Consider the following 12,576-nt stretch of genomic DNA (forward strand, 5'->3'; position numbering starts at 1 on the left):
GTTCGTCGTCATTGGCCCTACGCAAAATTCCGGCGCGCGGTATCTCCATTTCGCGCAAAATGCGCGGCGGAGGTCCGGCCGGTGCACAGGGAGTTTCAAAGTGTCAGGCTAAGCGCGCCTTATAGGGGAGGATGCGGCGCGATGTAACCCCGAAAATAGGGGCAATTTGCCCCGCCTGTGCAAAGCCGGTCGAGGGGCCGCTCAAGGGGCCGCTCACGGGGCCGGGTCAGCGGACGGGTTCGGTCGCCAGCGCCGGTTTGCCGGCGGCTGCGATGACACTGTCGAGCAGGCCGGGAAACAGCCGGTCGAGTTCCTCGCGGCGCAGCGTGGTGAAGCGGCTGGTGCCGACCGCCTCGGTGCGGGTGATGCCGGCCTCGCGCAGCTTGGCAAGGTGGTAGCTCAGATTGGTTTTCGACGAGCACAAATCCATGAAATGGCCGCAAGGGACCGGCCCGCCGTTCTTGCGGGCAAGCTCGGCGACAATGGCGAGCCGTGTCGGATCGCCCAGCACCGCGAGCACATTGGGCAGTGCGATCTGGTCGGCATGGGGGTGCGGAAGGAACATGATGCCCACGAATTAAGCACAATTCCCCTCGATTTCAACGTTACGGCTTTCGCGGCAAGATTGCATCACCCTGCCGGACCGCAAGCCGTGCTGACACGAGCCTGTCAGGAGCCATGGATTATTTATCTCCCGGCGCATTGACTTGCCGCCACCTTATATCCAATTGTTCAATTGATTTTGAACTAAGGATAATCCCATGGACAAGCGCCTCATCTGGCTGGCGGTCGGATCCTTCACCATTTCGACCGAAGGCTTCGTCATTTCCAGCCTGCTTCCCGATATTGCGGCCGATGCCGGCATTTCGCTGCCGCTCGCCGGCAGCCTTATCACCGTCTTTGCCCTTGCCTATGCCATCGGCGCGCCTGTGCTGGCCACGCTGACCGGCGAATGGGATCGCCGCCGTGTCATCCTGTGGACGCTGGGCTTCTTCGTGCTCGGCAATGTGGTGGCCGCGCTTTCGTCTTCCTTTGCCATGCTGATGCTGGCCCGCATCGTCATGGCGCTGTCGTCTGGCTTGTTTGCCGCGACTGCGCAGGCGACCGCCGTTGCGCTGGTCGACGAGCATCATCGGGCGCGCGCCATTGCGGTTGTGGTGGGCGGCACCACAGTTGCGGTTGCGGCCGGTGCGCCGCTCGGCGCGCTGGTGGCGGCATTCGCCGGCTGGCGCGGCACGTTCTATGCCATCGCCATTTTCGGCGCGCTTGCCGGCGCAGTGCTGGCGTGGCGGCTGCCGCGCGGCCTTTCCGGTACCCGCCTGTCGCTGAGGACGCGCCTTGCCGCCGCCATGCGACCCGGCGTGCGGCCAATGCTGGCGACGACGCTTTTGTGCCTGACCGGCGCCTTCACCATCTTCTCCTATATCGCACCGCTGGCGGCTGAAACGGCCGGTCTCGGCGAAATGGCGCTGCCCGGCCTGCTGCTGGCCTTCGGCGTCGGCGCGGTGATCGGCAACATTGCAGGCGGACAGGCCGCCGACCGTTTTGGTGCGGCTCGCACCGTTGGCTGGACGCTGGGGCTGCTCGCCGTGATCCTTGCGCTCTATTCGGCGGTGCCGCTTTTGCCGCATGTGCTGGCGGCGCCCGCCCTGTTTGCGCTGACCGCGCTTTGGGGCGTGGTCGGCTGGGCGTTCCCGCCGGCACAAGCAAGCCGCATCGTGCGGCTGGCGCCGGAGGCCGCGCCTTTGGTGCTCTCGCTCAACGGTTCGGCGCTCTATTTCGGCGTGGCGCTGGGCGCAGTGGTTGGCGGACTGGTGCTGAAATTCGGCACGGCCGCGGACCTTGGCATTGCCAGCGCGCTGTTTTCGCTGGCCGCACTGGGCGTGCTGGCCGTCTCGCGGCTGTCGACCCGCTCGGCGGCGATCCCTGCGGAATAGGCAAGTGGGATTATGTATAGGCAAAGGGCGGCCCGCTGCCGCCCTTTGCCTGTAAGTCTGCGCTTATTTCAGCTTCTTGCGCCGCTCGAGTTCCGCCTTGCTTGGTTCGGCAAGCGCGTAGGAGCCGGTTCTGATCTCGCCGTCGCGCTTATAGTTGGCGAGGATGACGCCGCTGGTGGTGGCTTGCGAGCTTTCCAGCTTGAAGGCGGCAGGCATGGTGCCGTCGCCGAACAGGCGCTTGCCCTTGCCGAAGGCCACCGGATAGATCAGCAACCGGAACTCGTCGATCAGGTCGGCGGTGAGCAATTGCTGGATCAGTTTGCTCGAACCCCAGATCTGGAGAACCGGGCCATCCTCGTTTTTCAGGTCACGCAGCGCGGCGGCCACGTCCTTGCCGAGCCATTTGCTGTTTTGCCAGTTCAGCGTATCGGGCTCATGTGTGGCGACATATTTGGTCGTGCCGTTGAACAGCCGGGCGATGCCCGCGTCGCCTTCATCGTAATTGTCGGCTGACGGGTCGGTTGCGATATAGGGCCAGTGGGCCGCGAAGATGTCGTAGGTGTTGCGGCCAAGCAGCAGGTCGAACGGTTTCGACATGCCTTCGTTAATGGCCGCGCCGAGCATTTCGTCTCCATAGGGCGTGGTCCAGCCGCCATATTCGAACCCGCCGGTCGTGTCTTCATCCGGTCCGCCGGGTGCCTGTATGACGCCGTCAAGGCTGACAAAGGCTGTGACAACGATCTTTCGCATTTTCAGTCTCCCGTGATCGATGGTTATGCCGCAAGGACGCGCCAGCGCCGGCCTTTCCGACAGGCGTGACAAAATTTGTAGAGAGTTCACGTCAGCTATGCGGAATCGGGCAATCCGAGAACCATAAGTCAGGAAAGATCGCTGTGGCGGTGTCGTCAGGCGGCCGCTCGCAGGCAAGCCAGATCGAGCGGCTGCGCGCCGCCTGTTCGGGCGAGGGGATCAGGTTTGCAGCGGTGGTGGCGGAAGCACCGATACAGGCGATGAACCATGACGGCATGAAAGGATCGCAGGCATAGCCATAAGCGGTGCGCGTGACGGCGACGGCCAACCCGACTCGCTCCGCCGGCCGCCACGGGAAAATGAGACGACCGCCCGGTTTCAGCACCTCCAGCCAGCCGGGCGGCGGTGCCGTGACACCAGCATTGACATAGACGATGTCGGCGCGGGGAAGGGCGGCGGTTGTCGCATCGCCGTGAATAACGCTGACGCTGGCGTATGAGTGCAGATTGGCGCGAGCACGGGCGGCAAGACCGGCATTGATTTCATAGGCCGCGACATGGCCGCCGGGCGTCACCAGCAGGGAAAGCAAAGCGGTGTAGTAGCCGCTGCCGGCGCCGATATGGATCACCGTTTCGCCCGGTTGCGGTGCGATGCGGGCCATCCACATGGCATGCAGCAGCGGCTCGCCATTGTTGATGCCCTTTTCGGCTTCCAGCACCACCAGAACATTGCGGTAGATGTGGATGGGGTCGGCGTCCGGTGTGGCGACAAACCCGCCGTCTTCAATCAATGTCCATGGACCGGGGCCGAGGAAAGCTTCACGCGGTACGGTGGCGAAGGCCTCATCGATCCGCGGATCGGGCAGCCCGACCAGCGCGGCCAAATGTTTTGCGTAAGCGCGACGGGCTTCGGCAGGAGTGCTCATGGGACATGAAAATAGTGCGGCGGCGGCTTTTGTCTCGCCCGATTGGCGGATCAGAAGCCGAGAATGGTGTCGTAGAGCAGCTTGAAATTGAGGACGAGGATCAGCAGGGCGACGACCCATGCCAGCACGACGATGCCACGCGAGATGGCGAAACTGCCCATCTTCTTCCTGTCGGAGACGAACATCACCAGCGGAACGACCGCGAAGGGCAGTTGCATCGACAGGATCACCTGGCTGAAGACCAGCAATTCGGCGGTGCCCTTTTCGCCGTAGATTGCCGTCACCACCACCACCGGAATGATGGCGAGGCCGCGCGTGAGAAGACGTCGCGCCCATTGCGGCATGCGCAGGTGCAGGAAGCCTTCCATAACGATCTGGCCGGCGAGCGTTGCCGTCACCGTCGAGTTGAGGCCCGACGCCAGCAGGGCGACAGCGAACAGAACTGAAGCGATGCCGAGGCCGAGCAGCGGCGAAAGCAGTTCGTAGGCCTGACCGATTTCGGCGACATCCTCATGGCCTGTGCCGTGGAAGGCGGCGGCGGCGACGATCAGGATGGAGGCGTTGACGAACAGCGCCAGGATCAGGGCGATGGTGGAATCGGTGGTCGCCCATTTGATCGCCTCGCGCTTGCCGGCGTCGGTGCGTTCATAGGCGCGGGTCTGCACGATGGAGGAATGCAGGTAGAGATTATGCGGCATCACCGTCGCACCGATAATGCCGATGGCGATGTAGAGCATGGCCGGGTTGGTGACGATCTGCGAAGAGGGCACGAACATAGAATGCAGGATGGTGCCGGGCGGCGGGGCGGCGGCGAAGACCTGGATGGCGAAACAGCCGAAAATGATGATGAGCAGCGCGATGACGAAGGCTTCGAGATAGCGAAACCCCTTGTTCATCAGCAGCAGCACGAGGAAGGCGTCGAGCGCGGTGAGCAGAGCGCCGCCGATCAGCGGAATGCCGAATAGCAGATTGAGCGCGATGGCCGTGCCGATCACTTCGGCGAGGTCGCAGGCGATGATGGCAAGTTCGCAGGCAAACCACAGAAGGTAATTGACCGGGCGCGGGTAGTAGGCGCGGCAGGCTTGCGCCAGATCGCGGCCGGTGGCGATGCCGAGCCGGGCAGACAGCGCCTGCAACAGAATTGCCATCAGGTTGGAGAGCATGATGACGAACAAAAGCGTGTAGCCGAACTGTGCGCCGCCGGCGAGGTCGGTGGCCCAATTGCCGGGGTCCATATAGCCGACCGAGATCATGTAGCCCGGCCCCATGAAGGCGAACAGCCGCCTCAGCCAGCTTCCGGTGGTGGGCACGGCGATGGTGGCATGCACTTCCGACAGGCTCGGCCGTTCGCCATTCTCATGCTGCAGAAAATGCCGTGCGGGGCGAACGGACAATGTGGCTTCGGCTTCTGGCATGGATATTTCCTGCTGGAAGATGGCTTCGTGTCGCTATTTATGCCAAGGCTCAACATTATGCAATAGGCTATATTTCATTGTGTAAGCTTTGCATGAAGGTGTGTGAAATACAGGGAACATAAAGCGGGCGGAAAAATCGAAGCCTGTGCTATAAGGTGTCACGGCGATTCAAACTCGCCGCGCTGGAAGCGGTCGATTTTGGGGAGAAGGGCGTAGTGGCACCGAAAAACCGCTCGATTTTGCGTGACGAACCACTGCCGGATGCCGATGTGCATTCGCAGGGTTTCAGGCAGACGCGCGAGGCGCAGCGCAGCGCGCTGGTGGAGGATTATGTCGAACTGATCGCCGATCTGATCGAGGACGGCAACGAGGCGCGGCAGGTGGATATCGCGGCGAGGCTCGGCGTCGCCCAGCCCACGGTGGCCAAGATGCTGGCCCGGCTGGCGGCGGATGGGCTGGTGTCGCGAAAACCCTATCGCGGCGTGTTCCTGACCGATGCAGGCCGCAAGATGGCGCGTGAGAGCCGCGACCGCCATCAGACGGTCGAAGCCTTCCTGCGTTCACTCGGCGTCAGCGCCGAGACGGCGCGCATCGACGCCGAGGGCATCGAGCACCATGTCAGCGCCGAGACGCTGGAGGCGTTTCGTCGGGCGATGGCGGAATAAAGCCCAGCCTCTCACCCATCCGGGAACCATGTCGCGGCGGCGGCGTTGCGGCCTTGCTCCGCGCCATGCGGGCGATCTTCGGGAGAAAAGGTCATGGGCGTCAAACAGGCACCAACGGTAAAAGGTAAGGCGGCGGCCAAGGGACTCAAGGCAGCAGCGGCGAAAAATGAACGCAAGACCGAGGCGGAAACCGGCAAGCCCTTGAAAAAGGGGGCGGCGCGTTTCGAGCAATTGTCGAAAAGCTCCGACGGCAAGAGTGCCGGGGCCAAACAGCGCGATTGAAACCATATCGGCATTTCACACTGGCGACCGCCGCTCTCGAGCGGCGGGTTTCGTCGAGCCATGAAAAATGCCGATGACTCGCTGCAACCATTAGGTTAATTGTCAGGTGCCCGCGCGGCGCCATCCTGCTCGCGCGCATTGCAGGAAAGCACGAGGATTCGCCATGCTCTGGAAAGGCCGTCGTCAGAGTGACAACATTCAGGATCAGCGCGGCCAGGGTGGCGGTGGATTCGGTGGCGGCCGGGGCCAGTTCCGCATCCCGATCGGCGGCAGGATGGGTGGCGGCGGCATTTCCGGCATCGTCATCCTGGTCGTCCTGTTCTTCGTCCTGAAGGCGATCGGCATCGACCCGATGCAGGTTCTGGGTGGTGGGGGCATGCTGGGCGATGGAGGCGGCCAGATCACCGAGGACAGCAGCCAGGGCAATGGCGCGCCGGCCAATGACGAGATGAAGCAGTTCGTGGCCACGGTTCTGGCCGAGACCGAGGATGTGTGGAGCGGTATCTTCAAGGCCAGCGGCATGACCTATGAGGACCCCAAGCTGGTGCTGTTTTCGGGCCAGATTCGCTCCGCCTGCGGTTTTGCAAGCGCGGCGTCCGGGCCGTTCTATTGCCCGAACGACCACAAGGTCTATCTCGATATGGATTTCTTCCAGCAGCTTTCGCAGCAGTTCGGCGCGTCGGGCGATTTCGCGCAGGCCTATGTCGTCGCGCATGAGGTCGGCCATCATGTGCAGAACCTGATCGGCGTGCTGCCCAAGTTCAACCAGGTGCGCCAGTCGATGAGCCAGGCCGACGCCAACCATATGTCGATGCAGGTGGAATTGCAGGCCGACTGTTTCGCAGGGGTGTGGGGCCACTACACTGCCCAGAAAGGCATTCTGGAGCAGGGCGACGCCGAGGAGGCACTGAATGCGGCCCAGCAGATCGGCGACGATACGTTGCAAAGAAAGACGCAAGGCTATGTCGTGCCGGAAAGCTTCAACCATGGCACATCGGCGCAGCGGCAGAAATGGTTTGCCGCCGGTTTCAAGAGCGGCAAGCTTTCCGATTGCGATACCTTCAACAACCCGCTCTGAGGTCGCTTTAGCTGCTATGCAGCCAGCGCCTCAACCGGCCTTGCCGCCCATGCGCGCAAGGTTTCGGCGTAGCGGGTCGCGGCTTCGGCCAGTTCCGCCTCGCTGAGTTTGCCGGCGCGATAGACGAGAAACGGCTCCTCCCATCGCAGCTTGCAGCGATAGGCCATGGCGCGCAGCGGGTTGAGAAGATTGACCAGCGGGATCAGGTTCTGTCCCTTCGGCGTGTAGGCTTCCGGCACGTTGCCGGCGGTGGCCGCGAGCATGACCGGCGTGCCTTCGAGGTGGGCGCCCTCGGTTTCGTGAAATAGGTAGAACATACGGGTCAGCACGGCATCCATCCAGGCTTTCATGAGCGTCGGGACGGAGTACCACTGCACCGGGAATTGCAGCACGATGTGGTCAGCCGACAGCAACCGTTCGGCTTCGACAGCGCCGTCGGTGAACATGTCGATATGGCCGCTGGGATAGAGCGTCTGCATGTCGATGACCTCGACGCCGTCGAGCGCGTTCGCGGCCCTCGCAAGCGCGGCGTTGGTGACGGAGTGCCGCGGCTCGGGATGGAACGAAAGGATCAGGGTCTTCATGGCGGATGTCTCCTTGGTTGGAATGCCCGAGCATGCGCGCGCCGATGAAATTATCACAATCGATAGTTGATATATGATATTATAGATTTCATGAATTTAAGGTTGATCGATCTCAACCTGCTGGTGGTGCTCGACGTGCTGCTTGATGAGGCGCATGTCTCGCGCGCGGCCGAGCGGCTCGCTTTGTCGCAACCGGCGGCGTCGAGTGCGCTGGAACGCTGCCGGCACCTGTTCGGCGATCCGCTGCTGCTGCGTGGCCGTGGCGTCATGCGGCTGACGCCGAAAGCAGAGGCGTTACGCGGCCCCTTGAAGACATTGCTTGCCGATACGGTGAAACTGCTCGACCCGCCGGTAATAGATCTTGCCGATCTTCGCCAGACGGTGCGCATCGTCATGTCGGATTTTCCCGCGGCGGTGATTGCCGGCCCCATGCACCGCCATCTGGCGCAGACCGCGCCCGGTATCGATCTCGTCATTGTACCATGGGTGGGCGCGGCGGCCGCGCAGGAGGCGCTGGAGAAAGGCGAGGCCGATCTTGCGGTTTCGGTTTTTCCAGACCCCGGCGAGGTGTTTCGGCGGGAAACCTTGCTGCATGAAACCTATGTAGTCGCCATGCGCAGGAACCATCCGGCGGCGGCCGACTTCGACCTCGAAAGCTGGCTTGCCTTTCCGCATGTGCTGGTATCGGGGCGCGGCCAGATCCGGGGTGCGCTGGATGAGGCGCTCGCGGTGCTTGGCCGCGCGCGGCGGGTCGGCATGGTCGTGCCAAGCTTTCTTATCGTGCCGCCGCTGCTCGAAGCATCCGACCTGATCGCGCTTTTGCCCAGCCGCTGCATTCCGGCGGACGCTGCCGGCCGCTTTGCCGTGTTCGAGCCGCCCATCGCTGTGGAGGGGTTTCCGCTGCATCTGGCCTGGCACGCGAGGCGCGACCGTGATGCCGGTGTCCAGCATGTCGCCGGGAACCTGCGGGCGCTTTTGTCGTCCGGTGAGTGAACGATCCATTCCTGGCAGCACCTGTCAGCATGAAGATTTTTGATCTGTTCCGCGATTGTTCTGCGGAATGTCTTCCCCTATAAGGACGTCCCGCTGGTGTCGGCGGCCACGGGTAGGACAATTCGCCATGATCGACGCTGCTATCGCAAGGCGCGGACTCGCGCTCGTTTTCACGACGCTGCTGCTCGACATTATCGGTTTCGGCATCATCATGCCTGTGCTGCCGGCCTATCTTGAGGAGCTTTCTGGCGTCGGCGTCAGCCAGGCGGCCATAGAGGGCGGCTGGCTGTTCTTCGCCTATGCTGCCATGCAGTTCCTGTTCGCGCCGCTGATCGGCAATCTGTCCGACCGTTTCGGGCGAAGGCCGATCCTGCTTGCCTCGGTCTTCACCTTCGCCATCGACAATCTGATCTGCGCCATCGCCTGGTCCTATCCGATGCTGTTCATCGGCCGCGTGCTGGCGGGTATCAGCGGCGCGTCCTATTCGACGGCGTCCGCCCTGATCGCCGATGTCAGCACGGACGAGAACCGGGCAAGGAATTTCGGCCTGATCGGCATCGCCTTCGGCGTCGGCTTCATTATCGGCCCGGTGCTCGGCGGCCTGCTGGGTGAGTTCGGGCCGCGCGTGCCGTTCTATTTCGCGGCGGGGCTGGCCTTCTGCAATTTCCTCGTCGGTTGCTTCCTTTTGCCGGAGACGCTGGCGCAGCAGCATCGCCGCCGATTCGACTGGCGACGCGCCAATCCGCTCGGCGCGCTCAGGCAGATGCGCAACTATCCCGGCATTGGCTGGATCGGGCTGGTGTTCTTCCTGATGACGCTCGGCCACATGATGTACCCGGCCGTCTGGGCGTTTGTCGGCGCCTATCGCTATGGCTGGGACCAGACCGCGATCGGCCTTTCGCTGGGTGCCTATGGCCTCGGCAGCGCGGTCGTGATGGGGCTGGTCCTGCCGCGCATCATTCCCAGGCTGGGTGAATGGCGCACCGTGGTCATCGGCCTGGCCTTTACGGTCGCCGGCGCCTTCGGTTTCGCGTTCGCCTCGCAGGGCTGGATGGTCTATGTGGTGATTGCCGCGACTTGCCTGGAATCGCTGGCCGATCCGCCGCTCAGGAGCCTTGCCGCCGCCAAGGTGCCGCCTTCGGCGCAGGGCGAATTGCAGGGCGCGATGACCAGCGTGTTTTCGATCACCTCGATCATCACGCCGCTGCTTTATACTAATGTCTTCGCCTGGTTTACCGCGCCCGATGCGCCGGTGGTGTTTGCCGGCGCGCCCTATGTGCTGGGCGGCGTCTTCCTGGCGCTGGCGCTCGGCGTGTTCGTGGCCAAGGTGAAGCGTTCGGCCAAGGACGAGCCGCCATCGGTCGCGCAGGAGGCGTAAGAGACGGAGCCGCTCTGTTAGAGCGCCGTGCGTTCAATTGAACGCACAAAGGACGCTCTGACACTTTGATGGAGCATCGGAATAACCCGAAAACCGGGTTCCACTTTTCGGTCCGATGCTCTACGCCCGCTCAGCTAGTGCCGGCTCGCCTTTACGCTCGCGGATCAAATTGACGAAGCGACGGAAGAGGTAGTGCGAATCCTGCGGGCCGGGCGAGGCTTCGGGATGATGCTGCACGGAAAACACCGGCTTGCCGGTGATGGCGATGCCGCAATTCGAGCCGTCGAACAGAGAAACATGAGTCTCCTCAATCCCTTGCGGAAGCGATTTCGCGTCCACCGCGAAGCCGTGGTTCATCGACACGATCTCGACCTTGCCGGTGGTGTGGTCCTTCACCGGATGGTTGGCGCCATGGTGGCCCTGGTGCATCTTCATCGTCTTGCCGCCGACGGCCAGCGCCAGCATCTGGTGGCCGAGGCAGATGCCGAAGATCGGCAGTTCGGTCTTGAGCAGGTCGCGGATCACCGGCACGGCATATTCGCCGGTGGCGGCCGGATCGCCGGGGCCATTGGACAGGAAGACGCCATTCGGCTTCATGGCCAGGATGTCTTCCGCACTGGTCTTGGCCGGCACCACCGTGACCTTGGCGCCTAGCCCGGCCAGCAGGCGCAATATGTTGCGTTTGACGCCATAATCGACGGCGACGACGTGCATGGTGGGTTCGTCCTGCTCGCGATAACCTTCGTTCCACACCCAGGGCTTTTCCTTCCACACCGAGGACTGACCGGAGGTGACGTCCTTGGCGAGATCGAGGTCGACCAGACCCGGCCACTCCGCCGCCTGCCGCTTCAGATCGGCAATGTCGAACCTGCCGTCCGGCGCATGGGCGATGACGGCGTTGGCCAATCCCTTTTCGCGGATCAGCGCGGTCAGCGCGCGCGTGTCGATGCCGCAGAGCGCCACGATACCACGGCTTTTCAGCCAGTGGTCGAGATGCTCACTGGCGCGGTAGCTGGACGGGTCGGTGACATCGGCCTTGAAAATGGCGCCCACCGCACCGGCGCGGGCGGCCGGGTGGAGGTCTTCGATGTCTTCGTCATTGGCGCCGATATTGCCGATATGCGGGAAGGTGAAGGTGACGATCTGGCCGGAATAAGAGGGGTCGGTGAGGATTTCCTCATAGCCGGTGAGTGCCGTGTTGAAACACACTTCGGCGACAGCCGATCCGGTTGCGCCAAGCCCGCGTCCCTCGACCACGGTACCGTCGGCCAGAACCAGAACGGCGGTGGGCTTTTCGATGGACCAGGGGGCGGTCGTGGCCATGGCGGCTCTCCATATTGCATAGCGCGAGCTACGCGTTGTTCCGCATGCGGTGGCGTTTGCGCAGCAAAAGGCACGGTGCGGCGAAATCGCTGCCTCCGCGCACGATCTGAACTCAATGCATGCAAGGCCTGCACATAGGGGATGGCCGGGCGATGGTCAATTGCCGTAGATGGGCTCAGAGGATATTTATCGGCCGGAATTCAAGCAGGAGCACGGGTATGCGCGAGAAATTTGCCGATCAAGTCAAGACCGCGATGAAGGCAGGCGACAAGCCGCGCCTTTCGACGCTCCGGTTGATCCAGGCGGCGATCAAGGACCGCGATATCGCCAATCGCGGCGCCGGAAAGGAAGCGGCCACCGATGACGAAATCGTGCAGTTGCTGGCCAAGATGGTGAAACAGCGCGAGGAATCGGCCAAGGCGTTCGAGGACGGCGGGCGGCCGGAACTTGCGGCCAAGGAACGCCAGGAGATCGTGACGATCCGCGAATTCCTGCCCAGGCAGATGGAACCGGCCGAGGCCGAAGCGGCGATCCGCGCCGTCATTGCCGAGACGGGGGCGGCCAGCATCAGGGACATGGGCAAGGTGATGGCGGCTTTGCGTGAAAAACATGCCGGCGAGATGGACTTCGGCAAAGCGAGCGGCGTCGTGAAGGGCCTGCTGGGCTAGGAATCCCAGTCCGGCCCGCATGTGTTACATTTTCTCGCCCGGCAACTGGCTGGCCTGCTTCACCCAGCGGGCAAATTCGGCCTCGTCGATCTCTGCGCCCTGCTGGATATGGAGATAGCGCACCTCCGGCTGTTTGGAGGCGACGGGCGGTGGCGGGTCCAGGCTGGCGCCGCGAAAGAACGCTACCTTGATGTATTTGTCGAAGCAGTGAAAGCTGAGAAACCAGCCTTGGCCATCAAGCCCGTAAAAGGGCGAGTTCCACTTCACGGCCTTGCTTACGTTTGGAACAGTGTGGGCGATCAGTGCGTCCAGACGCTCGCCGACTGACCTTTTCCAGCCCGGCATGGCGGCGATATAGGCCTGCACAGGCGCATCGCCATAGCCTTTTGCGATCTGGGGATTGCCGCCTGAGAGCAGAACGGGCTCGCTGGCCGCTCCAGCCTGTTCCGGGGGTTTTGAATTGGCCGTGTTTCGCGCGCTCTTCACAGCGTTCCCGCTTGCTATCTTTGCCGGACGTTCAACGGCAATATTTTCAGACATGGCTTGAATAGTGGCTGCTCCGGCGGAGCTTCGCAAGC

General features: G+C 62.8%; 14 protein-coding genes. 7 read left to right on the plus strand and 7 right to left on the minus strand.

Going from position 1 to position 12,576, the window contains the following annotated elements; translation table 11 throughout:
- Nucleotides 1-226: 226 nt before the first annotated feature.
- A complete protein-coding gene (locus BFN67_RS04095) occupies nt 227-565 on the minus strand; it encodes an ArsR/SmtB family transcription factor (protein WP_080918403.1) in 339 nt (112 codons plus the stop codon).
- A gap of 196 nt (nt 566-761) precedes the next feature.
- On the opposite strand from BFN67_RS04095, the gene BFN67_RS04100 reads away from it, so the two are divergent.
- The gene (locus BFN67_RS04100; protein WP_080918333.1) at nt 762-1,937 is read left to right on the plus strand and encodes an MFS transporter; all 1,176 of its coding nucleotides are present in this window, start codon (nt 762-764) and stop codon (nt 1,935-1,937) included.
- 63 nt (nt 1,938-2,000) lie between these two features.
- On the opposite strand, the gene BFN67_RS04105 is transcribed toward BFN67_RS04100, so the two are convergent.
- From BFN67_RS04105 to BFN67_RS04115, 3 genes are all read right to left on the minus strand, one after another.
- Nucleotides 2,001-2,687 carry a dihydrofolate reductase family protein gene (locus BFN67_RS04105; protein WP_080918334.1) on the minus strand — a complete coding sequence of 229 codons (687 nt, stop codon included), beginning with the start codon at nt 2,685-2,687 and terminating at the stop codon, nt 2,001-2,003.
- 91 nt (nt 2,688-2,778) lie between these two features.
- A complete protein-coding gene (locus BFN67_RS04110; RefSeq protein ID WP_080918335.1) occupies nt 2,779-3,612 on the minus strand; it encodes a protein-L-isoaspartate O-methyltransferase family protein in 834 nt (277 codons plus the stop codon).
- 50 nt (nt 3,613-3,662) lie between these two features.
- Nucleotides 3,663-5,027, minus strand: coding sequence for an Nramp family divalent metal transporter (locus tag BFN67_RS04115; RefSeq protein WP_080918336.1), 1,365 nt, complete (start codon nt 5,025-5,027; stop codon nt 3,663-3,665).
- Between the two features lie 215 nt (nt 5,028-5,242).
- Here BFN67_RS04115 and mntR point away from each other — a divergent pair, with 215 nt between their 5' ends.
- The 3 genes from mntR (at nt 5,243) to ypfJ (ending at nt 7,052) form a co-directional block, all read left to right on the plus strand.
- Nucleotides 5,243-5,692: a manganese-binding transcriptional regulator MntR gene (mntR, locus tag BFN67_RS04120; protein ID WP_080918404.1), complete on the plus strand. Its 450-nt coding sequence runs from the start codon at nt 5,243-5,245 to the stop codon at nt 5,690-5,692.
- A gap of 93 nt (nt 5,693-5,785) precedes the next feature.
- Nucleotides 5,786-5,974 carry a hypothetical protein gene (locus BFN67_RS04125; RefSeq protein WP_080918337.1) on the plus strand — a complete coding sequence of 63 codons (189 nt, stop codon included), beginning with the start codon at nt 5,786-5,788 and terminating at the stop codon, nt 5,972-5,974.
- 163 nt (nt 5,975-6,137) lie between these two features.
- On the plus strand, nt 6,138-7,052 hold the full coding sequence (gene ypfJ, locus BFN67_RS04130; protein WP_080918338.1) for a KPN_02809 family neutral zinc metallopeptidase: 915 nt from the start codon (nt 6,138-6,140) through the stop codon (nt 7,050-7,052).
- A gap of 14 nt (nt 7,053-7,066) precedes the next feature.
- Here ypfJ and BFN67_RS04135 read toward each other — a convergent pair whose 3' ends face one another.
- Nucleotides 7,067-7,636 carry an NAD(P)H-dependent oxidoreductase gene (locus BFN67_RS04135; RefSeq protein ID WP_080918339.1) on the minus strand — a complete coding sequence of 190 codons (570 nt, stop codon included), beginning with the start codon at nt 7,634-7,636 and terminating at the stop codon, nt 7,067-7,069.
- Between the two features lie 90 nt (nt 7,637-7,726).
- Between BFN67_RS04135 and BFN67_RS04140 the strand changes: the two genes are divergently transcribed.
- On the plus strand, nt 7,727-8,629 hold the full coding sequence (locus tag BFN67_RS04140; RefSeq protein ID WP_080918340.1) for a LysR family transcriptional regulator: 903 nt from the start codon (nt 7,727-7,729) through the stop codon (nt 8,627-8,629).
- A gap of 127 nt (nt 8,630-8,756) precedes the next feature.
- Nucleotides 8,757-10,007 (plus strand): TCR/Tet family MFS transporter, encoded by a 1,251-nt coding sequence (locus BFN67_RS04145; RefSeq protein ID WP_080918341.1) that lies wholly within the window; start codon nt 8,757-8,759, stop codon nt 10,005-10,007.
- Between the two features lie 120 nt (nt 10,008-10,127).
- Here the strand turns inward: BFN67_RS04145 and carA are convergent, their stop codons facing one another.
- A complete protein-coding gene (gene carA, locus BFN67_RS04150) occupies nt 10,128-11,330 on the minus strand; it encodes a glutamine-hydrolyzing carbamoyl-phosphate synthase small subunit (RefSeq protein WP_080918342.1) in 1,203 nt (400 codons plus the stop codon).
- 218 nt (nt 11,331-11,548) lie between these two features.
- Between carA and BFN67_RS04155 the strand changes: the two genes are divergently transcribed.
- The gene (locus BFN67_RS04155) at nt 11,549-11,998 is read left to right on the plus strand and encodes a GatB/YqeY domain-containing protein (RefSeq protein WP_080918343.1); all 450 of its coding nucleotides are present in this window, start codon (nt 11,549-11,551) and stop codon (nt 11,996-11,998) included.
- 24 nt (nt 11,999-12,022) lie between these two features.
- Here the strand turns inward: BFN67_RS04155 and BFN67_RS04160 are convergent, their stop codons facing one another.
- A complete protein-coding gene (locus BFN67_RS04160) occupies nt 12,023-12,538 on the minus strand; it encodes a DUF1801 domain-containing protein (RefSeq protein WP_080918344.1) in 516 nt (171 codons plus the stop codon).
- Nucleotides 12,539-12,576 lie beyond the last annotated feature (38 nt).

The organism is Manganibacter manganicus, assembly GCF_002075885.1.
In the GTDB taxonomy this organism is placed as follows: Bacteria; Pseudomonadota; Alphaproteobacteria; order Rhizobiales; family Rhizobiaceae; genus Mesorhizobium; species Mesorhizobium manganicum.